The organism is Prevotella heparinolytica (assembly GCF_004342845.1).
In the GTDB taxonomy this organism is placed as follows: Bacteria; Bacteroidota; Bacteroidia; order Bacteroidales; family Bacteroidaceae; genus Bacteroides; species Bacteroides heparinolyticus.
The window spans coordinates 13,180-40,125 of the sequence record NZ_SLXB01000017.1; the positions used below are offsets into that span (position 1 = coordinate 13,180).

Annotated in this window: 17 protein-coding genes; 9 read left to right on the forward strand and 8 right to left on the reverse strand. The window is 49.1% G+C overall.

Going from position 1 to position 26,946, the window contains the following annotated elements; translation table 11 throughout:
- Nucleotides 1–24 precede the first annotated feature (24 nt).
- Entirely contained in the window at nucleotides 25–195 is a 171-nt protein-coding gene (locus EV202_RS15065) for a hypothetical protein (protein ID WP_164996227.1), read from the forward strand.
- 631 nt (nucleotides 196–826) lie between these two features.
- Here EV202_RS15065 and EV202_RS09295 read toward each other — a convergent pair.
- Nucleotides 827–2,155, reverse strand: coding sequence for a sigma-54-dependent transcriptional regulator (locus tag EV202_RS09295; RefSeq protein WP_131926870.1), 1,329 nt, complete (start codon nucleotides 2,153–2,155; stop codon nucleotides 827–829).
- 94 nt (nucleotides 2,156–2,249) lie between these two features.
- Between EV202_RS09295 and EV202_RS09300 the strand changes: the two genes are divergently transcribed.
- The 5 genes from EV202_RS09300 to EV202_RS09320 are packed head-to-tail and all read left to right on the forward strand — an operon-like array spanning nucleotide 2,250 to nucleotide 8,221.
- The gene (locus EV202_RS09300; protein WP_131926872.1) at nucleotides 2,250–3,092 is read left to right on the forward strand and encodes a peptidylprolyl isomerase; all 843 of its coding nucleotides are present in this window, start codon (nucleotides 2,250–2,252) and stop codon (nucleotides 3,090–3,092) included.
- Nucleotides 3,082–4,341, forward strand: a complete 1,260-nt coding sequence (locus EV202_RS09305; protein ID WP_131926874.1) for a M16 family metallopeptidase — start codon at nucleotides 3,082–3,084, stop codon at nucleotides 4,339–4,341. The genes EV202_RS09300 and EV202_RS09305 overlap by 11 nt, the downstream gene beginning before the upstream one ends.
- Nucleotides 4,338–4,559, forward strand: coding sequence for a hypothetical protein (locus EV202_RS09310; protein ID WP_131926876.1), 222 nt, complete (start codon nucleotides 4,338–4,340; stop codon nucleotides 4,557–4,559). The genes EV202_RS09305 and EV202_RS09310 overlap by 4 nt, the downstream gene beginning before the upstream one ends.
- Nucleotides 4,560–4,571: 12 nt before the next feature.
- Complete coding sequence (locus EV202_RS09315) at nucleotides 4,572–5,912, forward strand: MATE family efflux transporter (RefSeq protein WP_106069320.1); 1,341 nt, start codon at nucleotides 4,572–4,574, stop codon at nucleotides 5,910–5,912.
- A complete protein-coding gene (locus tag EV202_RS09320; RefSeq protein WP_131926878.1) occupies nucleotides 5,909–8,221 on the forward strand; it encodes a hybrid sensor histidine kinase/response regulator in 2,313 nt (770 codons plus the stop codon). The genes EV202_RS09315 and EV202_RS09320 overlap by 4 nt, the downstream gene beginning before the upstream one ends.
- 207 nt (nucleotides 8,222–8,428) lie before the next feature.
- Here the strand turns inward: EV202_RS09320 and EV202_RS09325 are convergent, their stop codons facing one another.
- From EV202_RS09325 to EV202_RS09355, 7 genes are all read right to left on the reverse strand, one after another.
- A complete protein-coding gene (locus tag EV202_RS09325; RefSeq protein ID WP_106069322.1) occupies nucleotides 8,429–9,418 on the reverse strand; it encodes a BT_3987 domain-containing protein in 990 nt (329 codons plus the stop codon).
- A 26-nt stretch (nucleotides 9,419–9,444) separates the two neighbouring features.
- Entirely contained in the window at nucleotides 9,445–10,578 is a 1,134-nt protein-coding gene (locus tag EV202_RS09330; RefSeq protein WP_106070510.1) for a DUF1735 and LamG domain-containing protein, read from the reverse strand.
- Nucleotides 10,579–10,596: 18 nt separating this feature from the next.
- Nucleotides 10,597–11,655, reverse strand: a complete 1,059-nt coding sequence (locus tag EV202_RS09335) for a glycoside hydrolase family 18 (protein WP_131926880.1) — start codon at nucleotides 11,653–11,655, stop codon at nucleotides 10,597–10,599.
- Nucleotides 11,656–11,683: 28 nt separating this feature from the next.
- Entirely contained in the window at nucleotides 11,684–13,231 is a 1,548-nt protein-coding gene (locus EV202_RS09340) for a SusD/RagB family nutrient-binding outer membrane lipoprotein (RefSeq protein ID WP_131926882.1), read from the reverse strand.
- Nucleotides 13,232–13,246: 15 nt separating this feature from the next.
- Complete coding sequence (locus tag EV202_RS09345; RefSeq protein ID WP_131926884.1) at nucleotides 13,247–16,576, reverse strand: SusC/RagA family TonB-linked outer membrane protein; 3,330 nt, start codon at nucleotides 16,574–16,576, stop codon at nucleotides 13,247–13,249.
- Nucleotides 16,577–16,733: 157 nt separating this feature from the next.
- A complete protein-coding gene (locus tag EV202_RS09350; protein WP_131926886.1) occupies nucleotides 16,734–17,720 on the reverse strand; it encodes a FecR family protein in 987 nt (328 codons plus the stop codon).
- 62 nt (nucleotides 17,721–17,782) lie between these two features.
- Nucleotides 17,783–18,337: an RNA polymerase sigma-70 factor gene (locus EV202_RS09355; protein WP_131926887.1), complete on the reverse strand. Its 555-nt coding sequence runs from the start codon at nucleotides 18,335–18,337 to the stop codon at nucleotides 17,783–17,785.
- Between the two features lie 718 nt (nucleotides 18,338–19,055).
- On the opposite strand from EV202_RS09355, the gene EV202_RS09360 reads away from it, so the two are divergent.
- From EV202_RS09360 to EV202_RS09370, 3 genes are all read left to right on the forward strand, one after another.
- Entirely contained in the window at nucleotides 19,056–23,627 is a 4,572-nt protein-coding gene (locus EV202_RS09360; protein ID WP_131926888.1) for a translocation/assembly module TamB domain-containing protein, read from the forward strand.
- An 82-nt stretch (nucleotides 23,628–23,709) separates the two neighbouring features.
- Nucleotides 23,710–26,055 carry a translocation and assembly module lipoprotein TamL gene (tamL, locus tag EV202_RS09365; RefSeq protein WP_131926889.1) on the forward strand — a complete coding sequence of 782 codons (2,346 nt, stop codon included), beginning with the start codon at nucleotides 23,710–23,712 and terminating at the stop codon, nucleotides 26,053–26,055.
- 328 nt (nucleotides 26,056–26,383) lie between these two features.
- Nucleotides 26,384–26,944 (forward strand): RNA polymerase sigma-70 factor, encoded by a 561-nt coding sequence (locus EV202_RS09370; protein ID WP_106069329.1) that lies wholly within the window; start codon nucleotides 26,384–26,386, stop codon nucleotides 26,942–26,944.
- Nucleotides 26,945–26,946 lie beyond the last annotated feature (2 nt).

Consider the following 26,946-nt stretch of genomic DNA (forward strand, 5'->3'; position numbering starts at 1 on the left):
GCTTTCAACCAAGGACCGGGGAAGGTGATACCTATTTGTGGCTATATACCCGACGGAAGAAAAAAAGAGGCTTCTCACTCAGGACAGAGTTTCCTTGCACCGAACGACAGTCCGGTATCTGCACCTTATGTGTTGCCGCCCGAAGAGAAAAGTCTGCAAGATGCTGCAACTGCTTTGCAGAGCCACTGCAAATAGGCTTGCACCACCACTGCAAAAGGCTTGCAGAATCACTGCAACGGCTTTGCAGCTTCACTGCAACAAGCTTGCAGCGAAACTGCAACGAGTGTGCAGCAGAACAGATCGAGAAAGTGATGAAACATCATCCCTGTCGGCATTCCATGTATCTTGCAGCCCAAGCGCTGTAATATCCTTTCCGAACATAGATTGCGCTTGACAATACAAGAGATTCATCCCATAATCGGGAGCTATCCGAAATGACGAGGATAAGAAGAAGAAATACAATGAGAGGAGAAAGCAGGTTGCGATGGGAAACAAAAAAAACACCCCTACAGAATAGACAAGAAAGGGGCGTTTTTTTTGTAGTGTGCTTACTATTGTTCAGCCACTTCAGTTGTTTGTCGAAGTTTCACTTTTTTCCTACCCAGTTTCAATTTGCTTTTAGTTAATGTATAATAGTCGTTAAGTTTAGGTACTTTCTGTTGAAGCACACAATGTTTATGCCTAATACAGGCCAAATGGCGTGCCAGAAAAGAGCCGCAAACAGTAATCGTCTGAAAACTAATAAAGTGAACAAACTGCCGCCGTGCAGCGAAGTGTGGAAAAGTGTGGAATGTGTGGAACGGAAGTGTGGAATAATTCCACACTTTTAGTCGGAAAGGCCGTAAAGCTTCAGTTTGTTGTAAAGCGTCTTGCGGTCGATACCCAGCAGTTGGGCGGCACGGCTCTTGTTGTTTCCCATCTGCCGCAAGGCTTCCATGATTTGCTGTTTTTCCGTCTCCTCGTTGCGTAGATACATGCCGGCAGGTGCGGGAGCAGGTTCTTTCAAGTCGTCCAGCTCATCAATGGTGATGTATTTGCCTTGGGCCAACAACGTGGCGCGGCGCACGGTATTCCTCATCTGCCGCAGATTGCCCGGCCAGTGATATTCCAGCAAGGCACTGCAAGCCTTCTCGTCGAAGCCAACCAGCTGCTTGCCCATTTCTCGGTTGGCCTGATCCAGAAAGAAGTTGGCAAAGAGCAGGATGTCCTCGCGGCGGTCTTTCAGTTGCGGCATGTGCAGGGTGAACTCGTTGATGCGGTGAAACAAGTCTTCGCGGAAAGTGCCTTTCTCTATGGCCTGCTCCAGATTTTCGTTGGTGGCCGATATCAGCCGTACGTCTACACCGGCCTCCTTGGTCGAACCTATGGGGCGTATCTTGCGCTCCTGCAAGGCACGCAGCAATTGTATCTGCACCTCGTAGCTCAGGTTCCCTATCTCGTCCAGAAAGATGGTTCCGCCGTCGGCCTCTACAAATGCGCCCGTCTTGTCGGTCAGCGCACCGGTAAAAGCGCCTTTGATGTGGCCGAAAAACTCGGATGCGGCCAGCTCTTTGGGAATGGCTCCGCAGTCGATGGCAATAAACGGCCGGTCGGCCCGCTTGCTGAGGCGGTGGATGCGGTGGGCCACATATTCCTTGCCCGTTCCGCTGGCTCCGTTGATGAGCACGGCCATGTTGGTGGGGGCAACCAGATTCACATAATTATAAAGCAGTCTGGCGGCATCGCTTTCTCCTTCAAGGAAGTCGGAGAGAGCAGGTGTGTCCGCCGTGTTTTTCCGGGCAGGGGGAGTTCCGATGTCGGCCGTCAACGCCTCTTTCATTTTCTTCAGTAGCTCGTCGGGGTTCACAGGTTTGGCCACATAGTCGCAGGCGCCCAGCTTCATGGCCTGCACGGCCGACTGTATGTCGGCATATCCGGTCATCATGATAAGGGGTATTTGCAAACCTTGCTCGCCCAGCCATTTCAGCAAGTCGATGCCGTCTTTGTCGGGCAGCCGCAAGTCCGATAATATCAAATCTGCGCTTTCCGTCTCGATGTGTTTCTGTGCGCGGGCAATGCTGCTGACCGATGTCACCCGGAATCCTTTCTTCCCGAGCCATGTTTTCAGCATCATACCATAAGTTATATCATCTTCTACAATCAGTATAGACGTCATAGTCTTTGTGTTTTGTTTCTTTTTGCATTACAAAGGTAAGTGCTTTTATCTGAAAGTCGTATATTTGCAGACTTAAATTAAATGAAAAGCAAAAATGAAAAGAAATCTTATTGTATTATTAACCATACTGGTAGGCGGGCTGGCAGCCTGCAAGCCGGGACAAAAGAAAGATCCGAATATGGAAAAGGAAACGAAGTTGAAGATTGAAACAAGTGCGGGAGACATCGTCGTGAAACTCTATAACGAGACACCGAAACACCGTGACAACTTTATCAAGCTGGCCGAGGAAGGCACTTACGAAGGTACGCTGTTTCACCGTGTCATCAAGGACTTCATGATACAGGCCGGCGACCCCGAATCAAAAAAAGCTTCCAAAGGCAAGATGCTGGGTTCGGGCGATGTGGGCTATACCCTTCCTGCCGAATTCATCTATCCCCGCTACTTCCATAAGAAAGGAGCCTTGTCGGCCGCACGTCAGGGTGATGAGGTGAACCCGAAGAAGGAATCTTCCGGTTGCCAGTTCTATATCGTCACCGGTAAGGTCTATGGCGATTCCGCCTTGCTGAATATGGAGCAGCAGATGAACCAGATGCGCCTGAACAATGCCTTCAATGCACTGGCGCAAAAGCACATGAAAGAAATCTACAAGATGCGTAAGGACGGCAATCAGGAAGGATTGATGAATTTGCAGGACTCTCTGATTGCACAGGCCGAGGCACAAGTGGGCAAAGAACCGGAGTTCAAGTTCACGCCCGAACAGATAAAGGCTTATACCACAGTGGGCGGTACGCCCCATCTGGACGGCCAGTATACCGTGTTCGGCGAAGTGCTGGAGGGCATGGAAGTAGTGGACAAGATTCAGAAAGTGAAGACCGACCGTAGCGACCGCCCCGAAGAGGATGTCGTGATTAAGAAGGTGACTCTCCTTGAAGATTAATAAAAAAACATTGGACAACGGTCTGCGGCTGGTGCACCACGAAGATGCCGGCACGCAGATGGTTGCGCTGAACATCGTCTACGACGTAGGTGCCCGCGACGAGCATCCCGAACATACGGGCTTTGCCCACCTGTTCGAGCATCTGATGTTCGGCGGTTCGGTGCATATTCCCGATTACGACACGCCGTTGCAACTGGCCGGTGGCGAGAACAACGCGTGGACGAACAACGACATAACCAACTACTACCTGACCGTTCCCAAATCGAACGTAGAAACAGCCTTCTGGTTGGAGTCCGACCGCATGCTCGAACTGGCATTCAGCGAGCAAAGTCTCGACGTGCAACGCGGAGTGGTGATGGAGGAGTTCAAACAGCGTTGCCTGAATCAGCCATATGGCGACGTGGGGCATCTGCTCCGCCCTTTGGCCTATCGGGTGCATCCCTATCGTTGGCCTACCATCGGCAAGGAACTGTCTCATATAGCCGGCGCCACGCTGGATGAGGTGAAATCTTTCTTCTATCGTTTCTATGCCCCCAACAATGCTGTTCTGGCTGTCACCGGAAACATCTCGTGGGCGGAAACGCTCAGACTGGCCGACAAGTGGTTTGCCCCCATTCCCCGCAGGAATGTCCCTGCAAGGCAATTGCCGCAGGAACCTCCGCAGACAGAAGAGCGTCGCCGGACGGTGGAGCGCAATGTTCCCCTCGACGCGTTGTTTATGGCCTATCCTATGTGTGGTCGCGAAGGAGCCGATTACTATGCATTCGACATTTTGTCCGATATACTCAGCAACGGGCGTTCCAGTCGCCTGAACCGCAAGCTGGTGCAGGAACAAAAGCTGTTTTCCGCACTCGATGCCTATATTTCGGGTACGCGCGATGCGGGACTGCTGCATATCAGCGGCAAGCCCTCTGCCGGCATCACACTGGAACAGGCCGAGGCGGCTGTCCGCAAGGAGCTTGAGGTACTGAAACGGGAACTTGTGGGCGAGCAGGAACTGGAAAAAGTAAAGAACAAGTTCGAATCTTCCCACATATTCGGCAATATCAATTATCTGAATGTAGCCACGAACCTTGCTTGGTTTGAGCTGACCGGACAGGCGGAAGACATAGACCGTGAAGTAGACAACTATCGTTCTGTCACGGCCGAACACATTCATGCCGTGGCGCAGAATACATTCCGCGACGCCAATACCGTTGTGCTATATTATAAGAAAGCGTCCGGCTCTTACCTGCCTGAGAAGGAATGATGAAGCGGCAAAAAGTTATCATTCAGATACAGACGGTATCGGATAATACGGATTTGAAGAGAAAAGACGTTGTCTCCTCCGTACCAAGTTCGTACCATCTTCTTATCAAGTTCGCTTCTATAGATACGAACATGATAAGGAGAAAGTACGGCCCTGACACGGTTCTGACACGGCACGGATATGGTGCGGATATGGTGCGGATGTGGTTCGGACTTTAACAAACTTGCATTATGGGAAGATTTTTTGATACATATAAGTGCCATTACAAAGCCCTGATTGCGTTGGGACTGCCCATCGTGATAGGCCAGTTGGGCGTCATTGTTCTCGGCTTTGCCGATACACTGATGATAGGACACCACAGCACGGCCGAGTTGGGTGCGGCTTCTTTCGTGAACAACATGTTCGCCCTTTGCATCGTTTTCAGCATGGGGTTCAGCTATGGGCTTACGCCGGTAGTGGGCGGTTATTATGGAAACCGCCGCTTTGCCGAGGCGGGGCAGGCTTTGCGGTGCAGCTTGACGGCCAATGTACTGGTGGCCCTGTTGCTGACCTGCATCATGACCGTCCTATATTTCAATATAGAACGTTTGGGACAACCCGTTGAGCTGCTGCCGTTGATTAAGCCTTACTACCTGACGCAGCTTGCTTCGCTGGTATTCGTCATGCTGTTCTACGGTTTCAAGCAGTTCACCGACGGCATTACAGACACAAAAACCGCCATGTGGATTCTGCTGGGCGGCAATGCGCTCAACATCGCAGGGAATTACATACTCATCAACGGCAAACTGGGATTCGCCGAAATGGGGTTGCTGGGGGCAGGCATCAGTACCCTGTTCTCACGCATCGTGATGGTAGTGGTCTTTGCAATGATTGTGTTTCGCAGCCGTCGTTTCATTCGTTATAAAATAGGCTTTGTACGTCTGGGCTGGTCTGTCCCGATGTTCCGGCGGCTCAATGCACTGGGTTGGCCCGTCGGGCTGCAAATGGGGATGGAGACGGCCTCTTTCAATCTCAGCACCATCATGGTGGGATGGCTGGGCACGTATGCACTGGCTTCGCACCAGATTATGCTGACGATTTCGCAGTTCACCTTTATGATGTACTACGGCATGGGGGCTGCCGTCGCCGTGCGTGTCAGCAACTTCAAGGGGCAGGGTGATGCGCCGAACGTGCGGCATGCGACGTATGCCGGGTTTCATCTCACCCTTTGTATGGCGGTGGTGTTGCTGAGCATCGTTTTTGCTTTGCGCGGTCAGTTGGGCGGATGGTTTACGGATAATGCCGAAGTATCGGTCATGGTTGCCTCTTTGTTCCTCCCGTTCCTGATTTATCAGTTCGGCGACGGATTGCAGATTAATTTTGCCAATGCCTTGCGTGGCATTTCGGATGTAAAACCCATGATGGTCATTGCTTTTATAGCTTATTTTGTTATATCTTTGCCCGTAGGATACCTCTGCGGCTTTGTGCTCGACTGGGGGTTGGTCGGAGTGTGGATGGCTTTCCCGTTCGGACTGACCAGTGCCGGCGTCATGTTGTGGCTGCGGTTCAGGCAGAAAACGCGTCTATTATGAAAGGAGTCTCCAAAGTCAAGATTGCCGTAGGATATAGCTTGCTGTTGGCGGTGCTATTCTTTTCCCTCTTCTTTGTGCACAGGGAAATGGAAAGTCTCGTGCTTTCCGATAGTCTTGACGTACAGTGGACCGACAGTGTGCTGACCCTCATACACGAGAAGGATGCCAACACGCTAAGTATGCTGCGCACACTGAGCGAAGCAAACGGAAACGCAGTCTCTGCCGACGAAATAGAAGATGTCATAACACGACACGATACGGAAATGACACGACAACGGGTGCAACACCGCATCATCACTCATCGTGACACAACAGTGGTGCGTCCTCGAAAAAAAGGTTTCTTCCGCCGCTTGGGAGAAGTGTTCGTTCCATCCAAGAAAGATACTGCGATTCAAGTAAGAACCTCTCTTGAATTTGCCACCGATACGTTGATAGATCCTTATAATCCGGCAGACTCCCTGCACAAGAAGTTGCGTGCCGTGGCCCGGCAGCGCAGACAAGTAGCTAACCTCGTGCAGCAACGCAAGCGCAACCTGCAACAACTGGATCACATGCTGACCGAGCGCATTGACAGCCTGCTGAAAAACTATGAGCAAGAGACCTTGCAACGCGGACGTGCCGAGGCCGAATACCGGCAGGCCGTCCGTCATCGGTCCGCCCGCACCCTGGCCGGTATTGCCGCCGGCGCTGTCCTGCTTGCGATTGTCTTCCTTTTCCTCATCGGACGCGACGTGACCCGCAGCAACCGCTATCGCCGCAAACTGGAAGAAGCTCGCCGCCGTGCCGAAGACCTGCTTGCCACACGCGAAAAACTGATGCTTGCCATTACCCACGACTTCAAGGCACCGCTTGGTTCCATCATGGGATATGCCGACTTGCTTGCCCGTCTCACGGTGGACGAACGTCAGCGTTTCTATCTGGACAACATGAAAACCTCGTCCGAACATTTGTTGAAGTTGATTGTGGATTTGCTCGACTTTCATCGCCTCGACTTGCATAAAGTGGAGGTCAGCCGTGTCACTTTCCAACCTTCCCGACTACTGGAAGAGGTGCGCGTCAGTTTTGAACCGTTGGCTGCCGCCAAAGGGCTTGCCTTGCGTTGCAACGTCGCTCCTGAATTAGAGGGTTCTTTCGTTTGCGACCCCTTGCGTCTGCGTCAGATAATCAATAATCTGCTTTCCAATGCCGTGAAGTTTACCGACCGGGGCAGTGTCACCTTGACCGCCGGCTACGAAGACGGAAAACTCGTTGTCGCCATCACCGATACCGGAAAGGGAATGGAACCTGCCGACCGTGAACGTATCTTCCGGGAGTTTACCCGTCTGCCCGGAGCGCAGGGAAAGGAAGGATTCGGTCTGGGACTCAGTATTGTTCGCATGCTGGTGCAATTGCTCGAAGGTACTATCGAGGTGGAGAGCTCTCCGGGTAAGGGAAGCACTTTTACGGTACGTGTGCCCATTTATCGTGTAAGTCCACACAAAGAACCAAGCGCAGAACATGAAAAGCCTTTGCACGGGATAGAAGAGCCTTCCGATTCTTCCGCCTTTCCATCTCCTCCCCCATTGAAGAAACTTCTTCTCATCGACGACGACCGCATTCAGCTTACCCTGACCGAGGCCATCCTCAACAGTAATGGCATTTGTTCCGTATCTTGCCTGCAACCGGATGAACTATTCGACGCTTTACGTACCGACACTTTCGACCTTCTGCTCACCGATGTACAGATGCCTGCCGTCAGTGGCTTCGACTTGTTGCGGCTACTACGCGCTTCGAACATTCCACAAGCTAAAACCATTCCGATGGTTGCAGTCACTGCCCGTAGCGACATGAAGCGTGAAGAATTCATATCGCAAGGGTTTACCGGCTGCCTGCACAAGCCATTCACCATGCAGGAACTTTTGTGCGAACTGCGTGGAGAACAATCCGCAGTATCCGTACCGGCAAATGCAAACGAAACGGACAATCGTTCCGCCTCATCCTCCGCTTACAACTTTTCGGCACTTACGGCCTTTGCCGAAGATGACCCGGAGGCTGCAAAAGCCATTATCGCAAGCTTCGTTACCGAGACTCGTACCAATGCCGAACGCCTTCGCAAAGCCTCCGAAATGCAGAATATGGAAGAGGTTGCAGCGGTATCTCATAAGATGATTCCCGTATTCACCCTGATTGGGGCTGTGGAGCTTGTCCCTTTGTTGAAAGAAATGGAAATGTCTCGTAACCTGCCGTTCTCTAAAGAAGCCGGAAAGAAAATACAGAAGGCTCTTTCACTGATAGAGGCTGTGGCAGAAGAAATTGCGTGTACTTCATAAGTTTCTTGCCCCAAACCTTTTGCATAGGCAGCAACACCATCTCCCTCCAAAGCAACGCCCACCTTTTTCCTATATGAAAAAACTCTGTTCCAAGCCTGCGAACAGACATCCGCAGACCTTGAACAGAGTATCTCTGAAAACAGGATAATCTTCTGAAAAGAAAGCCATAAAGGCTTTTTGATACAGCTTTCTTCTAAAATCTCCTTCTTATTTTTTCTTAAACAGATTCAATTCGCCTATGCCGGTATAATCGCCTACCCCCGGTTCGAGAACGTTCAGTTTAAACGCCACGATATCTTCAAGCACTGAACCAAACATAGTATATTGAGGAGCATAGAGGTGAGTTTCGTTCAGCATGACATTGCCTTCAAGGCTTCTCCATTCCACATCTCCTTTTTTCTTATATTCCACGGAAAAACTAACCAGATTATATCTATGGTGATAAGCGTTCTGCCTTTGAATAGAGATGCCCACTACGGTGGCGGGCTCTGTCCACTCGGCAGCCCACCAGCCCGGGCTGTCCATTCCCAAGAACCAACATGAGGCACCATCCCCGTCGACGGCTTTTGCCGGGCTATAATATTCGCCGTAGTCGTCCGAGGCAGTAACCGTCCAGTCACCGCGTTCCAACTCTATCCACGAAGCAGGTTTCTTGGTGCTGATTCGGGTTTCCTCTTTGGAGAACACGAAACAGATCGTATTCCGGTTGGCGCTGACCGCACCGCCATCACTGCTCTTCAGCGCGATGGGAAGCACATATGTCTTGGACGCTTCCAACTTTGATAAATCCGAAGCCGAAATCCGAAGCGTATCCGAAGAAAAGTTGTCGCCCGCCTTGATGGTAAGTTCCCGGGTAGAGAAAGAAAAAGCTCCTTCAGGCACCGTTTCATGTTTTGTCTTATGTTTGGCATTGTAGCTTTCTGCCAACGAATTGTCTTGTACTACGTGCAGCTTCACATCTTTGGCGGCACGCATGGTCGATTTTCCCACCACATAATATCCGGTTCGTTCGCCTACCAGCGTGTTGTCGAGCAGCGACAGTTCGAATTGGGATGGCTTTAAGGTGGCCGCAGGCTCTGACGAGAGGTAGTAGAGTTGCTTAACTTCTACCTCGTCGTCATCACTGCAAGATTGTATAAAGATAGCCCCCGATACTATTAATACCGTGCGCAGGGCTGTTTTTAAGTATGTTTTCATTGCATTCTATGTTTAAAATCCGTTTTTTATTTAAAATTCACATCCGTTTCCCACTTCAGAGTACCTTCGGCAGCCATGTCGAATCCGTTCGGAGTGGCATCTTTAAACACATTGCCTTTTCCTTCGTCCAGACGCCAGTAGCCCATCAAATCAGGATTCTTGGGGTTGATGCCCAGATACATGTTCGACTTGATTTGAGAAGGTGTGATGGCTTTCTTCCAAAGGCGTAATTGTCCCATCTTGCAGGTATTCCTGAACCAAGAGCCGCTCGTCACCAATTCCATGCGGTCGAAGTTCACCACGCCTCCCTTGGTTTGGAGCGTCACGTCTTTCTCGCCGTTCACATAAATCGTCACTAATCCGCCCGCATCGTAGGTGATGGCTAAGTGATACCATTTCTCTTTCTCGAACAGCGTGACGGTGTTCACTTGCGACCCCATTGTTTTAATTTGCAAGGAGTTATATGGAATGGGGGCATCGCCGAAACGGATATAGATTTCGTTGGCCCGGCCGGCCTTTCCGCTACCGGAGTTGATGATGGCCTGATTATTGATAACAAATCCGTCCATCCATACCCATGTCTCGATGGTCCATTCGGCGGTAGTGAGATTCATGTCTTTGGCGGTAGAAGCCTTGTTGCTTTGATTCATCACGGGTACCGGTTGTTTCAGGGCCTTGTCTAACAAGATGATATACGATTGAGAGTCTCCTATGGTGGATATGTTTCCACTATTCACTTTCAAGCGGACAGGAATGGCGTAAAGTTCACCGTTGTCGGTAGAGTAAGTTTTGATGGAGAACTCCGTTTTCTCCGCCAACGTCTCTCCCTTGCTTATCTTGAAATTCTTTTCATACGACAGATACTCCGAGGGAAGTACTTCGTAGCTCGTAGAGAAAGCCTGGTTGTAGGCTTCAAGCAGTGAAGCGTCCAGCTCCAGCGTACCTGCCACATCTTCATTCAACGGTTGTCCTACACGAACCGTCAAATCGGTATGTGTAACGTCACCTTCCACGGTCACTTTTCCATAGGTAGAAGCCGTATTCGAGGCTTCTTGAAGATAGATGGCGTTGTCTATCACACTATAATCTGCATCGTCGCAACTTACAGCCACGCAGAGCCAGGCGGCGCAAGCTATGATATGGTATTTATTCAGTTTCATGACATTCATTTTTTTTAATTAGTTAACTGCCGGGTTCATTATGCGAATGGCTTCGCGCAAGTATTTATACTCCACCGGAGTGGTAGGATAGTCATACTCCATGTGGTAGGTTCCTATACCGCCTTTCCGCACCGCCTTTCCGTTCACAAAAGGTGTCCAGCAGGCCATGCCTGCCAAAGACTGCATTTTGTTGCCGTAACGATCCGTATAGTCCACTCCGCCCGTCGAAGCATACGACTCGAAATTCTCGGTAACGATGTATTTCTTAGCCACTTCTTCGGGAGACAAGAATCCTTGGAAGTTTTCGATAGTGGAGGAGAGCCGTCCGTCAAGGTTAGAGTCCGAGGTTGCTTGATAGGCTTGCACAATGAAGTAGTCGAAGTACGGGCCGCTTTCGGCCACGATGCTTTGAGGTTCTCCGTCAATTACCAGCAAACGGTTTGTGCCCGATTTCGGCCCCATGTGTTTGCTCAGTGTCTTGATGAAATGCAACATGTAAGCATCATTGCCCGACATGTTGCCGCGATGCCCGAAGTTTGGTTCATAATCAATGTCGAAACCATCATAATCATATTTGATAATGGTGTCGCAAATCGCCAAAGCATATTTCTCGACAGCCGCCAGATTTCGGGCATTGTCCGCCGCCGTGTTTTCCGGGTCGAATCCCCAATACTCGTTGAGCTTATCCTTATACTCCACCGGTGTAATCTGCGCGCCGATGTCCTGAATGATGAAGCAAATCAGAGCACGTGTGCCTTTCTGCTCCTTCACCTGTTTCTTGTCGGCCATGCGATGTTCGTCCAGCGTATGCCAGTTGCCCCAGACAGAAACGAAGTCCACGCTGTCGGGCAGACCCATCAGGCTGTTCACCATCGAGGCTCCCCGGCCGGTCCAGTTACCGAACCAGCCGAATGCCACCTGATGATCGGTTTTCTTATAATCGCGCAAAGAGGCATAGTAATCTTTTGCAGGATACTCGAAATAATCCTCGCTTTCTACTTCCGTCCAATCGCTGCAACTCCAGAAAGCGACGGCCAACAATCCCCAAAGGGTTGAATATAGTATCTTTTTATTCATGATTTTGCTGTTTTTCTGTTTTGGATGTTTATTTCTTTTTAGCCCACCACAAATCCGTGGCACCGGTATCCGGACCTCCAAGCATATTCACGGCGGCTCTCACATTCTCGCTGTTTCCCTGTTTTTCCTTCAGTGGGAAAGGCAGGCGACGTTGCTGGCGTTCGGTGCTGATTACACCGTTGCTCAGGTTGTCCACCACCGGGAAGATTTCGGGATAACCCGTACGGCGATAGTCTGCCCACGCTTCCAGTCCGAGCGGGAAATTGGCAATCCATTTCTGGGTGATGATGCGTTCCAGGTTGGTTTCAAAAGCAGCCTCCTCATCCCAGGCGATGGTGATTTTCGTTTTAATCGAATAACTCATCTTTGCCGCTTCTATCGGCGAAACGTATGATTTCGGCGTGGAAGTCTTGTCTGCCACATAAGCCGCGGCACCATTCACTTTCCGTTCGGCAAACGACAGTGCAATGCCCTGTTCGTAGAGTTCCTTTGCCCGGCCTCCCATATTCCAGTTGCGCAGTGCGCCTTCGGCACGTAGGAAAGCCGTTTCGGAAGAGAGGAACATCGGCATGTCGTCTTTCTGTCCGTAAGCGGGCTTGGAAAATTTGGAACCCATAACGGTAGTCATTCCCTTTACACCGGAGCGAAGCCCTACGTAGGTATCGGTTCCTTCCGTTTCCACTGTGGCAGCCGTGAAGTATGTCGCCATACGCGGGTCGTTATACCCGTTCATGTAGGTGGTCAGCGTGGCATTGGCGCGAATCTCTCCCCAGCTATTGGCAACCAGCCAGAAAGGGTTGGGTTCAGCACCTACCGGAACCATTGCGTTGCAGGAAGCGTCATCAATCAATCCGCCGTCATCGCTGACAGCCTCTTCGGCCGCCTTGCGAGCCAGTTCGGGGTTGGCATTCACGATGCGCATGGCCAAACGGAGTTTCAATGAATTGGCAAAGCGAATCCATTTGGAGTAATCGCCGTTATATACCACATCGCTCTCGCTCAAAGGACGCAAAGAGGTTACGGAGATATAGTCTTTCAGTACGGCTATGGCAGAGGTCAGGTCCTCCAGCATATTTTTATACAAATCGGCTTCGCTGTCGTAGGGAGACTGTGATTCGCCTTTCGACACTTTGCTGTAAGGAATCGGTCCGTAGCAAAGCGCCACACGTGACATGGTATTGACCCGCAGAATCTGAGCCATTGCAAAGAAGTGTCCTTTCTTCTGGGTGGCCTCGGCTATCTTATAATAGTTGGGATAGAACTTCTCGAACGGCGTATTGAAAGGAATCTGATTCCATCCGTCCGTTTGGTTATATGTATTGAAGTTTGAGCCTCCCCATGAAGTAGACATCGTGAGATAACCGCCATAAGGCCCTCCCACCATCTGATCAATCATCTGGTTATCGTTCTGCTGCACGTTGATACCGGTGGTTATCAGTTGGCTGAATAATACGGGTACGGGCAATGTGTAGGGAACATAAGGCTCGGTGTTATATTTCTCGAAATTATCCGTACATCCCGTAAAGAAAGGAAGCAAGGCTGCAGTTAATGCTATATGTAGAATGTTTCTTTTCATAATAATTCGACGTTTTTAAAATTGGAATTTCAGGTTGAAGCCAAGATTGCGTGTACTTGGTGTCATGAAATAATCTACTCCCTGATAGAAATTGCTGGTAGTGGAAGGAGTTAATTCGGGGTCGAACGGAGCCTTGCAATAAATCATCCACAGGTTCTTGGCCACGAAACCGGCAGTGATGCCTACCGCGTTGCCAAACCATTTGCGGGGGAACGTATAACTGAAGTTCAGTTCGGACAGGCGGACGTTGGTGGCGCTGTACGTGTAATATTGGCCTAAACCTCCATTGGCTCCGCCCACGGTCTGATAGTACTTTTTGGCATCTACATAACCGTTGTTGACCCATACGCCGCCAGCATCGCGTGCATCGGCCGTGGCCTGAGACACGCCGTAATAGTCGAGAACACCTTGTGTGTTGGATATCACAAGACCGCCCAAACGTGCCGAAAGCATAACGCCCAGGTTGAACCCTTTGTAAGAGAAATTGTTGTAGAAGCCCATGTTGGCTTTCGGAGCCATGCTACCTATTTTCTTAGGTTCTTTATAGGTAGTTACACCTAAGTTGCCCGACTGTGAGTCTACCCAGATGCGACCATTGCCGTCTTTCTTCAGCTCTTTGTCTACGTAAAGGTCACTCATGGAACCTCCTTCGCGCAAGATCACACGAGGACCATATCCTTCGGCTCCCAGCGTGGCCACGCGCAGTTCTTTCATTTCAATGGGTTCGCCGGTGGCCGGATTGATGGCTCCTCCCGCCAGGCGTTTCACTTTCGAGCGGTTCATGGTCAGCGTATAAGAGCTGTTCCACTCGAAATCGCGTTTCTTGTATGTGTAACCCAGCGCAAGCTCGATTCCCTGGTTCTGGATGTTACCGGTTTGTACAATTCCTTTGGAGAAACCACTGGAAGAAGGCTCATCGATGGAGAATGTCTGATGATAGGTGTTGGAGCGATAGTAAGTAAAGTCCACGCTCAGGTTGCGCCACAACTTCATGTTCAGACCGATTTCCCAAGAACGGGTGTCTTCCGGCTTCAGGTTTGCCGCCGGACGGGTGGTAGAAGTAGCCCAGCCATGCGACTGTTCGTTGAAAGCGAATCCCGGATTGGAAAGATAGCGGGCAAACGACGAACCTACGTGGCTATAAGAACCGCGCACTTTGGCATACGAAATGAATTCCGGCAGGCGGAACATTTCGGAAAGTACGACAGACACACCCACCGAAGGATAGAAGAAGCAAGGGGTATCAGTAAAGGCAAGCATGGATTCCCAGTCGGTACGGCCGGTCAATGTAAGGTAGAGACGGCTCTTCCAACCCAGTTCCACGTTGGCAAAGATGCTTTGTGTCTGGTCGTGATAGCCTTGCTGTTTCGGCTTGAAGTTAGAGTTGTAGTTGATGTTACGGATGGTGAACAGATTGGCAAGCCCTGCCAAATCGCCTTCCATGCCTTTGAGCTCGTGCACAAGGTCTTTGATAGAAGCGCCGAGGTTGGCGTTCAGCGTGAAGTCTTCGAAACGCTTGTCTGCGGTCAGCATGGCATCGGCATAGATGCTGCGGTCTGTACGGTCGATGTCGGAGTAGAAACCGTTCTGTCCGGCAAAAGTGCCCAGCGTGGTGGCATGACGTTCTTGCGTGAAGCGGAAGTTGGAATTATCCAGTTTCACACGGCCTGAAACGTTCAGCCAGTCCAGTATCTTGTAGCTCAGGCTTCCGTTCACCATGAAACGGTGCTTTTCCGACTCGCGGTTCATGCGTTTGGCAATCCAGTAGGGATTCTGAAGGCTCATGCCTTGCGCCTCGTAGGGCCAGTATTGTACCATCAGGTCACGTCCCACGTTGTAGCGCTCGAACATCCGTATCTCGTCGAAGTTGCCGTTGCGGGGGAACAGATACAAAGCCGGAATGGGGTTGAAATATTCGCCTTGCGAGGTCATGTTCTTATCGTTCTGAACGATGTAGCCGGCACCGATGTCGAGTGTCAGTTTGTCTTTCAGGAAGGTAGCGGTGTTTCGGATGGAGAAATTGTAACGGCTATACGAATTGTTGGGGATAACTCCGGTTGAATGGGTGGTAGAAGCCGAGGCATAGGTCTGGTTCTTGTTTGTACCCGTAGAGAACGAGATGGTGTTGATGACATTCGTTCCGGTGTTGTAGAAGTTTCTCGGGTCATATCGTTTGTCGGTCTTGTTTCCCCAGCTCTCGAAAGCACCGTCCAGATTACCGTATGTATTCTGCATCTCCGGCATCATGTACACGTTGGAGAATGTGGTGTTGTTCGTAACGGTCAATGAAGTGCGTTCCGCGCTTCCTTTCTTGGTGTTGATCAATACCACACCGTTAGCGGCATCATTACCGTAGAGGGCTGCGGCCGAGGGACCCGTAAGCATGTTAATGCTTTCGATGTCATCCGGATTCAGGTCGGCTATAGCATCCGTTCCTCCTTGTGTGGCAAGACGGCTATCGCTTGACCCTCCGGCAGAAACGTTGAACATAGGAATACCGTCAATGACATATAGCGCATTGTTATCTTTAGTGATGGATTTTGAACCGCGCATTACCACACGCGCTGCTCCTCCGGCACCTGTCGATGAGCTGTTGATGGTGACACCGGCCACCTTTCCGGCCAGCGAACTCATGAAGTTGGCATCTTTCACAGTATTGAAGGCATCGTTCTTCACCTGCTGCACATTATAGCTCAATGCTTTTTGTTCGCGCTTGATACCCAATGCGGTCACCACGACTTCTTCCAGCATTTCCGCGTCCTGTTTCATTATCACTTGATAGAAATCTGTTTTTGAAACAGGGATGAGTTGAGTGGCATAACCTACATAAGAAACGACGATTTTAGATGTTGTCGGCACGTTTATGGAAAAATTACCGTCAATATCGGTAATCGTACCCGTAGAACTGCCATCCACGGCTATGTTTACTCCGATCAGTGGTTCCCCGTCCTCATCAACCACTTTTCCTTTGATATCTTTGGAAGCCTGCGTGGCGGTTTTTGTTTTCTTTCCTGTAATGATAATATAATTGTCTTGGATTTGATAGATAAAACCGGTATCTTTCAGGATAGCATCAAGAGCGGCCGGCAGTGATACGTTTTGCAAGTCAAGGTCGATAAAATCTTTTCCCATCAGCTCGGAATCACTATAATTTATGGACATCTTAGATTGCTTTTCCACCGCTTTCAGAGCCTGAATGACAGTAATTTTTTCTTGTTTGATCGTTATTTTTCTTTCATTCTGAGCCGATACAAGTGTAGGTATCAGTAATAATAGACTAAGAAAAGTTAGAAAGACCCATTTATGGGTTATTCGTTCTGCTATTTTTTTATAAATTTGTAGCATCTTTAGTATTAGTTAATTGGTTATTATTCTAGAATCTTCGGAATAGCGTCAATATGCGCTAATATTAAGGGACATTGATTTCACATCCGGAAGGAACGGGCACTCCTTCCGGATACTTTTTTTGCATAGTACTTTTTTTATAGGTTCTACAACTGGTTCATTTTTTATGCCTTACGTAACATTTATTTCCTTTGATTACATAATTTATATCTCCCACCACCTGTGATATAATCTTCATCACTTCGTCCAGATTCGCTTGCTTTCGGAAGCGGAAGCTATATGTGCTCTTGTTCATGCTATGAAGGCTATATACGAAAGCATAAGGGAATTTACGTTCAAGGCTTGTGAAAATATCCTCCAAGGGCATATTGCTGAAAAACAACTCTCCGCGTTGCCATGCTGTCACATCATCGATTTCCGGCAATCGAAGGTCATGTCTTTTAGTTTGTTTGTTATATATCAGTTGCTCATTGGGCTTTAAAACGACATTGGATATCAAGTTGTTGAATTCCACCTTTACACTACCTTCCAGCAAAGTGGCAATCAATTCGTTATTTTCGGGATAAGCGTTTACGTTGAACTCTGTTCCCAAAGCCGTAACCTGACAGTCATTGGCTTTCACGATAAAAGGATGTTTTTTATCCGGTTTCACTTTAAAATTGGCTTCACCTATCAAATACACGCTTCTGGTATCTCCGGTAAACTGTTCCGGATACAACAGCGTACTTTTTGAGTTCAACATTACATGTGTGCCGTCGGGCAATGTCAGTTCTTGAATTTCTGCTGTCGGTATATAGCATTCGACCAAATCCACCTCCGGCCTGTTTTTCTCCAATATCAGATAAACAGAAACAGACGACACGGCCAATAAAAGAATCGCTGCGGCTCTCCACACCAACAGCTGATATTTCTTGTGAGGGATGGAAGGAATCACACCTATGTTTTGTTGCATCCGGCGTATTGATTGTTCCATTCCGCCAGGAACCTTTTGTTCTCCGGCTTGTTTCCAGAGTCCGCGAAGTGCTTCGTTTTTCTCATCGGCATGCTCCTCATCGGCCAGCCATTGCTGCACTTTCTTTTGCGTATCGGCCGAATAGTCATTCTGCCCGAACAAGTCGATGAGTTGTTTAATATAGTTCTTCATGAATCTTTTCTTTCTTTTAATTCCGGGGGCTTTATATACTAAATACAACTACGTTTGGCACACTACTTAAAAATATTTGCCAAAATGATAAAAAAGAGTAGCGCTTTCTTTAATTCGATCAATGCCAAGTAAACTTGATGTTCTACGGAACGTATGGAAATATCGAGTTTTCCGGCTATTTCCTTGTGACTTAATCCGCTGAAACGACTCAACTCGAAAATTTCCCTCCTGCGTTTGGGCATCTTCTCCAGAGTGAGCCGGATAATCAGCAACATCTCCTTATAATATACGTCATTCAGGATTCCTTCTTTTTCTGTCAGTTCATAAAGAAATGTTTTTTCGGCCTGTTCCATTTGGTAGTCTTGTTCTATCTGCCGGTGTTTAAAGATGTTGAGCACCATATTCTTGGTCATGGTGAAGAGGTAGCTGTCCGGTTCGCGGTCGTTGTCCAGCCACAGTTCGGGTTTGGTCCAAAGTTTGCAAAAGACGTCCTGTGCCACATCCTCCGCATCGTCCTCGGACTTGAGTAGCATTCGGGCGAAGTTTTTTACAGTTGGGAAATATGCAGTAAAAAAACTCTGAAACTGTATTTCAATCCGCCTATCATTATTTTCCATCTTTTTTATAGTATTTTCGGCATTAACAGTCAAGGGTATGATTCGTTTCTTCAAAACGCTTATCATGCGAAAGCCAGAAAAACACGGCAGTGTGCTATGCGTCACAAAAAAAGAAAGCAGGCTTTGTGGATTCGTGACTGGAGAAACTGTTTTCTGCACCAATTTTTCGATTCCGCAAAGATAAGCAGTTTACGCTCAATTCCAAAAGTCCGTGGGAACTTTTGGAATTGAGCCTTTTTTTAGTGTTTTGTTCAATCGCGATGTTTTTTGTTGAGAATTAGTACTAAGTGTTTATCGAGAGGCTTCCCTTGCGAGAGATATCTGTATGACGGCTTTGATGGATATATATATCCACCTCGCTGCAAATATATGCCGAGCGTGCTGCATATATATTTCCAGCCAAGGGCATCTATATAGCGAGCCGAGGTGAAGAGGAGAGACATCTAAGATGTAAATGTTTTTCTCTTCCATTAATTCCGCAGTCATTTTTCTCACAAGAAAAAGGACTGCGAAATTAAGGTTCATTATATGAAGACCGCTTATATCGAATATCGCAAGATTTTATTTACTTTGCAGAACTTTAGTTCCTGCCGGCATCTTGCAGATGTTTCTTCGGACACTTTTATAAGAAAAAGAAAAGAACCAATGAAGAAGCCGATAGAAACAGAAAAGGAAAATCCGCAGGTTCTTGATATATCACGCCCTAATGATGTCCGCGATGAAAAAAAAATGGTTGAAGGCGGTACTTTGGTTATTGCTTACTCCTATACTGCTGTTTGTATTGCTGATGATATTGCTTTATGTGCCTCCCGTGCAGAACTTCATACGAAAACAGGCCACAGCAATCGCATCGCATGCCACGGGTATGGACATTTCCGTGGAACGAATCGACCTGCGCTTTCCTTTGAACTTGCTGGTACACGGTGTGTTGGTGGTGCAACCCGAAGACAGTGTCCGCCATGTACAACATCCTGATACGTTGCTAAGCCTCGGAAGTTTAAACGTGCGCATACAAGCATGGCCGTTGCTGGAAGGAAAGATAAAGGTGGACGGCGTCACCCTGAAACAAGCAACAGTAAACTCTTCGAACTTACTGGAGGGTATCCGGATAAAAGGTGCGCTGGGGCACTTTTTCCTTGCAACTCACGGCATAGACCTGAATACGGAAGAAGCCGTGCTGGGTGACGTACAGCTGAGTGACACCCACATGCAAGTGATACTGGCCGATACTTCCCAAACCCCGAAAGATACTGCCGAAACAGCCTTGAATTGGCGAATTTCCCTTCATGCCCTGAAGCTGAAAAACGTCTCCGTTGATTTGCGCATGCCTCTCGACTCCATGTACTTGACCACACACATTGCCAATGCCGAGCTGAACAATGCCGATGCCGATTTGAAACGGCATTTTTATGGCTGGCGCCGTTTCCTGTTGTCAGGGGCTTCCGTGAGCTATGACACCGGCCATATAACTTTCCATACCGCAATGCCGGCAGACAGTACGAATGTGAAACCAACCGAAGGTTTCGACCCTTCGCACATTGCTCTTCACGACATCCGCCTTTCCATCGACTCAATGCTGTATGGGAGCAAAGAAATGAATGCCGTTATTCGCGAATGCTCCATGTACGAACGTTCCGGACTGAGTATCACTTCCCTTACCGGACATTTCTTTGCCGATTCCACCCGCATCCGCATCCCTTCACTGAAGCTGCTCACGCCGCATAGCGAGATGAGCCTTGCTGCGCATGCACACCGTGAAGCGCTTACTTTGTCCGCTACCGGAGACCTATTTGCCCGCCTGCATGCCCGCATCGGCAAGCAGGACATGCTGCTGTTTGCTGGCGGATTGCCCCGAAGCTTCAAAGAAGCCTATCCTTTCCGTCCTTTAGTGATTCATGCCGGTGTGGAAGGAAGCCCGAAACAATTACGATTATCCCGCCTCACCGCCGACCTGCCCGGTGCGTTTTCCCTGAACGGAAGCGGTGAATTCCGGAATTTGGCAGACAGCCTGAGGCGCAACGGAAGCATTGACCTCGAAATGCAGACGCAAGACCTGAACTTCCTGACAAGACTTGCCGGACATACTCCCGATGGTTCCGTTGCGGTGCCCGACAGCATGGGCCTGACAGCCCGCTTTGCATTGGACGGTTCGCAATGCACGACCGCCTTTAAACTGCAAGAGCAGGAAGGGGTTCTTAACCTTGATGCCTCTTATGATCTTTCCACCGAGGCCTATCATGCCGATTTGGTGGCCGATGCTTTACAAATCCATCACTTCCTGCCCAAAGACTCCATCTATACCTTGTCGGCAAATGTATCAGCCAAAGGAAAAGGCATAGACTTCACATCCCGCAAGGCCGTTGCCGAATTGGATGCCTCGCTGGAAAAATTGCAATACGGATATTGGAATATCTCCGATGTAGGCCTACGTGCATCTCTCCGTTCATCCGTAGCCACCGTACACTTGGCCGGCAACAACGTTTTGCTGAAGATGCGTGGAAATATAAAAATGCGCCTCGACCGGAAGTATCCGGACGGCACACTACAGATTGATGTGGAGGATGTGGACCTGCATAAATTAGGCTTTGCCCCCCGCCCCTTGAAGTATCCGTTCGCTTTCCGGCTGGGAGCAGAAACCGGACGTGACTCCGTCAACCTCAAACTCGATGCCGGCGACTTGAATTTGCGATTCAAGGCACACTGCCCTTTGAAAAAATTCTTGGCACAGTCCGATGAATTCTCTACAATGCTGATGAAGCAGTTACAAGCAAGGAAGCTGAATCATGCCGACCTCCGCCATGTACTTCCATCGGCCGACATGCAACTCTCAGCAGGAAACAGGAATCCGGTCAGCTATTATTTGGCAACGCAGGATGTCTCGTTCGATGACATGAGTTTGGGATTCAATTTCACTCCCGAACTCGGCATCAACGGACGCACGGCCATCCATAAACTGCGTGTGGACTCCCTGCAACTTGACACCATTTTCTTCGACGTGAAACAAGATACTGCTTGCATGAAGTTACAGGGCGGTGTCATCAACGGCCCCAAGAACCCTCAGTTCGTCTTTCGCAGTACGCTGACGGGAGAGATTCGCAATGAAGATGCGGAACTGACCATGAATTATACCGATAAGCAAGGGAAAACCGGTGTGTTGCTTGGCCTCAACGCACGGTCGTTGACCGAAGGGCATGGCAAGGGAGACGGACTCCTGCTGCGTGTGACGCCTGCCGAGCCCATCATCGCTTTCCGCAAGTTCCGTTTTGTGGATGAGAGCAATTGGATTTACCTGCATAAGAACATGCGCGTCTATGCCAATGTAGATATGGACAGTGACGACGGCCTATGCTTCCGCATGCAGTCCGACAGGAGCGACACCCTTTCGTTGCAGAACATCAACCTCGAATTGATTCGTCTACGCCTGAACGAACTTACAGACGTGCTTCCTTATATGCCGCGACTGACCGGGTTATTCTCTACCGAAGTCAGCTATGTGCAAACCGCCACTTCCCTGCAAATATCTGCCGAAGCCAATATAGAGAAACTGACATACGAACGGCAACCTGTGGGCGACTTGGGACTGGGTATCACTTGGCTGCCCGGTGATAAGAACAAACATTACCTGAATACCTATTTCACTTGCGACAACCGGCAGGTAATGACGGCCGACGGCGTCCTGACCCGGAAGGGCGGTAAGGACTCATTGGAAATCACTACCGACTTTGAACATTTCCCGTTGAAGATGGCGAATGCTTTTATCCCCGACCGCATGGTGGCATTCACCGGAGGTGTGGGTGGAGGATTACAGATCAGCGGAACGCTTGATAAGCCCAAGGTCAACGGTGACATATTATTGGACAGCGTATCTGTTTATGCCCGTCAGGCAGGAGCACGCTATCGGTTGGATAACCGTCCCTTGCAGATAAGAGACAACCGTCTGGCGTTTGATAAGTTTGCCATTTACACAACGAGCCAGAATCCGTTCACCATCGATGGGAACATCAATTTCCGAAACCCGGAACACCCTACTGCCAACCTCAACCTAAGGGCTGAGAACTATACGCTGCTGGATGCACGACGCACCCGCGAGAGTTTAATCTACGGAAAAGTGTTCGTTGACCTGCGTGCCACAGTAAGAGGGCCGCTCGATGGGTTGACCATGCGTGGCAACATGAATCTGCTTGGCAATACGAACGTCACGTATGTCCTGACCGATTCTCCGCTTACGGTGGAAGATCGTCTTGACGGACTGGTGACCTTTACTTCCTTTGCCGATACCGCTTCGGTGAAGGGGACAGACACTCCGACCATGTCCTTAGGAGGATTGAATATGTTGATGTCCGTCCACATAGACGACGCCGTACGCCTGCGCGCCGACTTGAGTCCTGACCGCAGCAAGTATGTTGAATTAGAAGGAGGAGGCGACCTGAATTTGCAGTACACCCCGCAGGGAGACATGACCCTCACGGGACGCTATACGCTTTCGGGCGGTTCGATGAAATACTCGCTGCCTGTCATCCCGTTGAAGACATTCCGGTTCATCCCGGGCAGTTACGTAGACTGGAGAGGCAATGTCACGAATCCCACTTTGAACCTCAAAGCCACAGAACGCGTGCGTGCTTCCGTATCGGACGGTGCGGACGGTAATGCCTCGCGCATGGTGAACTTTGATGTATCCATATCCATCAAGAATCGTTTGGATTCGCCCGAACTCGTTTTCGACATTTCCGCACCCGAAGATGCCACGGTAGAGAACGAGTTGCAAAGCATGGGCGCCGAAGAACGCAGTAAACAGGCCATTGCCATGCTTGCCACGGGCATCTACCTGAACAGCGGTGCCAAAGGAGGAGGCCTGACGATGGGTGCTGCACTGAACAGCGTGCTTCAAAGCCAGATAAACTCTCTTGCCGGAGGGCTGAAGAATGCCAATATCAGCGTGGGAGTGGAAGACCACAAGTCAGCCGAGACCGGTGATATACAGAAAGACTTCAGCTTCCGCTATTCACAGCGTTTCTTCAACGACCGTGTGCAAATCATCATCGGTGGCAAGGTATCTACCGGAGCCAATGCGACGAATAGTGGAGAATCGTTCATCGATAATATTTCGTTGGAATATCGCCTCGATATGTCGGGTACCCGCTATGTGCGCATCTTTTATGATAAGAACTATGAAAGTGTGCTCGACGGTGAGATAACCGAAACGGGCGTCGGCCTTGTACTCCGCAAGAAGATGGAGCGTTTGGGCGAGCTTTTCATCTTCAGAAGGAGGAAGAAAGCTTTGACGGAGTGAGTGTCCTTACCGGCTTATGCGATGCCTTCATAATTCACGGAAAGAATACCTGCATCTTTATAACGACAAGAACAGAAAAAGAATGAGACGACTGATAATACACATAATAAGCATAATGCTCCTCGTAGCTTGCTCTACTACGAAGCATCTGCCTGAGGGAGAAGTGCTGTACACCGGGCAGAAATCCACGATATTCCTGAATCCGGGCAAGACATCGGTTGGAGAAACGGCGATGGTGGAGGTAGAAGCTGCTCTTTACAAAGCTCCCAACAACTCAATCTTCGGCATACGCTATCCTTTTCCTTTGGGCTTATGGGTGTACAACAGCTTTCAGAAATATGAGAAAGGACCGGGCAAATGGATTTTTGATAAGTTTGCCGCCACTCCGGTATTGCTCTCTACCGTCAATCCGGATATTCGCCGGAAAGCTGCCGCCAACTTGCTGCGCGATTATGGCTATTTCAATGGGAAAGTAAGTTATAAGACTTTCGTAAACCCGAAAGATTCACTGAAAGTGAAGCTGCAATATACGGTAGATATGCGTAATCCCTATTTTATAGATACGGTATGTTATCGGGGATTCAGCCAACGTTCTACCCGTATCATGGAGATGGGACGCCGCTATTCGCTGATCAGCCGGGGAGAGCAGTTCAATGTTGTCGATTTGGACGGAGAGCGCACCCGCATCAGTACTTTGCTACGCAATGTGGGCTGTTATTACTTCCGTCCGGACTACCTGACATTCCAGGCAGATACGACAATGGTGCCCGGAGGACATGTGCAGATGCGCATGACACCGGTGCCCGGCATGCCCAAGGTAGCTGAGAAGCCCTTCTACGTGGGCGAGACATCGGTGCATCTGCTTGGAAAGGAAGGAGAAGAACCCAATGACAGCATAACATACAAAGATTTGACTATCCACTATCACGACAAGCTACGGGTGCGTCCCAACATGCTTTACCGATGGCTGAACTATCAGGGTTATCGCCGTAAACGCCAGTTGCAAGACAGTGCAGGCATTGCCCGCCGACGGTCCATGCAAAATATGTATAGCTTGTATCGGCAGACCCGTGTGCAGGAACGTCTTGCAAATGTAGGCATATTCCGCTATGCAGAGATGCTATATACACCACGCGACACGACATTCGCCTCCGACACATTGGATATGAAAATCGTTGCCGCTTTCGACAAGCCATACGATGCCGAATTGGACTTTAATGTCGTGATGAAGAGTAACAGCCAGACCGGCCCCGGTGCCTCTTTTACGGTAACGAAGAATAACGTTTTCGGCGGTGGTGAGAGCTGGAATGTAAAGTTGAATGGTTCGTATGAGTGGCAGACGGGGAAGGACCGTTCTTCTCTGATGAACAGTTACGAGATGGGTATCTCCTCTTCGCTTATCTTCCCGCGCGTGGTCTTTCCGCGTATGGGTGACCGCGAATATGATTTTCCTGCCACAACCACTTTCCGTCTGTATGCGAACCAAATGAACCGGGCCAAATATTACAAACTGCTGGCTTTTGGAGGGAATGTCACTTATGATTTCCAGCCCAAACCTACCACCAAGCACAGTATTATCCCCTTCAGACTGACATTCAATGTATTGCAGAACCCCACAGCAGAATTCGATGCACTACGTGCCAAAAATCCGGCACTCTACGTCAGTCTGCGCGACCAGTTCATCCCAGCAATGGAGTATACTTATACATACGATAATGCCTCGGTGCGCGGAAAGCGTAACCCCATCTGGTGGCAGACGTCCATCGTGTCGGCCGGCAATCTCACGTCAGCAGTTTACCGTCTGTTCGGACAATCCTTCAAAAAGGAGGGGAAAGAGCTCTTCGGTGTGCCTTTCGCCCAATTCCTGAAACTGAATTCAGAGTTTCGCTATCATTATCGGATAGACCGTAATAACAAGATAGCTTCGCGCATTGCAGCCGGGATAATCCGCTCTTACGGAAATGCAATGACTGCTCCCTACACGGAACAATTCTACATCGGAGGTGCCAACAGCGTAAGAGCGTTCTCGGTGCGCAGCGTAGGTCCCGGAGGCTATCCGCCCGAAGATACTCAAAAGTACACTTACATCAATCACGTAGGCGATATCCGCATGGAAGCCAATCTGGAGTATCGCTTTCGCATCATCAGCGATTTGCACGGAGCCATCTTTCTGGATGCCGGCAACGTGTGGCTGATACGCAAGGATGAAAACCGTCCGAACGGCGAACTAACTTGGAAAAACTTTCCCAAACAGATAGCTTTGGGAACGGGCGCCGGCCTGCGCTATGACATGGATTTTCTGGTCTTCCGTCTGGACCTGGGCATCGGACTGCACAATCCGTATGACACCGGAAAGTCGGGCTACTACAATATCCCCCGTTTTAAGGATAGCATGGCATTGCATTTTGCCATCGGTTATCCTTTTTAAGGAAACTTGAAAACAAAAGATAATCATTTCTTTTTTTTGATACCTTACCTTTATAAAGCGGAAGCCGGCAAAACGGCCTTATCCATATTTGACATAACAAGCACATTGCACACATTCTATCTTGATGCCCTCTGCTGGAAGTATAGATGCAGCACGCCCGGCATATACTTGCTGCACGGTGGAGATATATCTAACGTCTGATATCTATCCTATACTAACTTCAGTACCTCAGTATTGAGAAAAGTACATAAAGGAAGAGTTTCTTTTATTGGATTTTAACAATAAATTCTTTACTTTTACACCCGTTTCATTTGAATTAATCCCGACAATGATTCCAGAGCCAGAAGTTGTAGAGGAATTTGCCTCCGGCAGCCATGAAGCCTTCCACCGGATATTCAAGCTGTTTTATCCTAAAGTATATGCTTTTATACGAGGATTTATAAAGGATGCGTACGAATCGGAGGATTTAACCCAAATTGTATTCATCAAGCTATGGGAAAAGAGAGAGGCTTTTCTCAAGGTTCATCATTTTGACTCTTATCTGTTTACGCTAACCAAATATACGGTCTACAATTATATTTCAGCTAAAAAGACTGATGTGTCATGGAATGAAAACAACATTCCGGAAACATCCGACGAATATACGCCCCATGACGAACTGATAGCGAAAGACCTGCAATTACTGATGGATATGGTGGTGAGCAAGATGCCGCCCAAAAGAAAACTGATTTATGAATTAAGCAGAAAGAAAGGGCTATCCAACGAACAAATAGCAGAAAAGCTGGGAATACAGAAAAAGACAGTGGAAAATCATCTGAACATTGCTCTGAACGAACTTAGAGAAACCCTTTCGCTCTCCGTTTTACTTTATTTAATATTGTCGGCTTAGGT

What these genes read in the sequence shown, in the direction of transcription:
- EV202_RS09295 (WP_131926870.1), bottom strand. Translation starts at nt 2,155, where the DNA reads ATGACGTCTATACTGATTGTAGAAGATGATATAACTTATGGTATGATG.
- EV202_RS09300 (WP_131926872.1), top strand. Translation starts at nt 2,250, where the DNA reads ATGAAAAGAAATCTTATTGTATTATTAACCATACTGGTAGGCGGGCTG.
- EV202_RS09310 (WP_131926876.1), top strand. Translation starts at nt 4,338, where the DNA reads ATGATGAAGCGGCAAAAAGTTATCATTCAGATACAGACGGTATCGGAT.
- EV202_RS09315 (WP_106069320.1), top strand. Translation starts at nt 4,572, where the DNA reads ATGGGAAGATTTTTTGATACATATAAGTGCCATTACAAAGCCCTGATT.
- EV202_RS09320 (WP_131926878.1), top strand. Translation starts at nt 5,909, where the DNA reads ATGAAAGGAGTCTCCAAAGTCAAGATTGCCGTAGGATATAGCTTGCTG.
- EV202_RS09325 (WP_106069322.1), bottom strand. Translation starts at nt 9,418, where the DNA reads ATGAAAACATACTTAAAAACAGCCCTGCGCACGGTATTAATAGTATCG.
- EV202_RS09330 (WP_106070510.1), bottom strand. Translation starts at nt 10,578, where the DNA reads ATGAAACTGAATAAATACCATATCATAGCTTGCGCCGCCTGGCTCTGC.
- EV202_RS09335 (WP_131926880.1), bottom strand. Translation starts at nt 11,655, where the DNA reads ATGAATAAAAAGATACTATATTCAACCCTTTGGGGATTGTTGGCCGTC.
- EV202_RS09340 (WP_131926882.1), bottom strand. Translation starts at nt 13,231, where the DNA reads ATGAAAAGAAACATTCTACATATAGCATTAACTGCAGCCTTGCTTCCT.
- EV202_RS09345 (WP_131926884.1), bottom strand. Translation starts at nt 16,576, where the DNA reads ATGCTACAAATTTATAAAAAAATAGCAGAACGAATAACCCATAAATGG.
- EV202_RS09350 (WP_131926886.1), bottom strand. Translation starts at nt 17,720, where the DNA reads ATGAAGAACTATATTAAACAACTCATCGACTTGTTCGGGCAGAATGAC.
- EV202_RS09355 (WP_131926887.1), bottom strand. Translation starts at nt 18,337, where the DNA reads ATGGAAAATAATGATAGGCGGATTGAAATACAGTTTCAGAGTTTTTTT.
- EV202_RS09360 (WP_131926888.1), top strand. Translation starts at nt 19,056, where the DNA reads ATGAAAAAAAAATGGTTGAAGGCGGTACTTTGGTTATTGCTTACTCCT.
- tamL (WP_131926889.1), top strand. Translation starts at nt 23,710, where the DNA reads ATGAGACGACTGATAATACACATAATAAGCATAATGCTCCTCGTAGCT.
- EV202_RS09370 (WP_106069329.1), top strand. Translation starts at nt 26,384, where the DNA reads ATGATTCCAGAGCCAGAAGTTGTAGAGGAATTTGCCTCCGGCAGCCAT.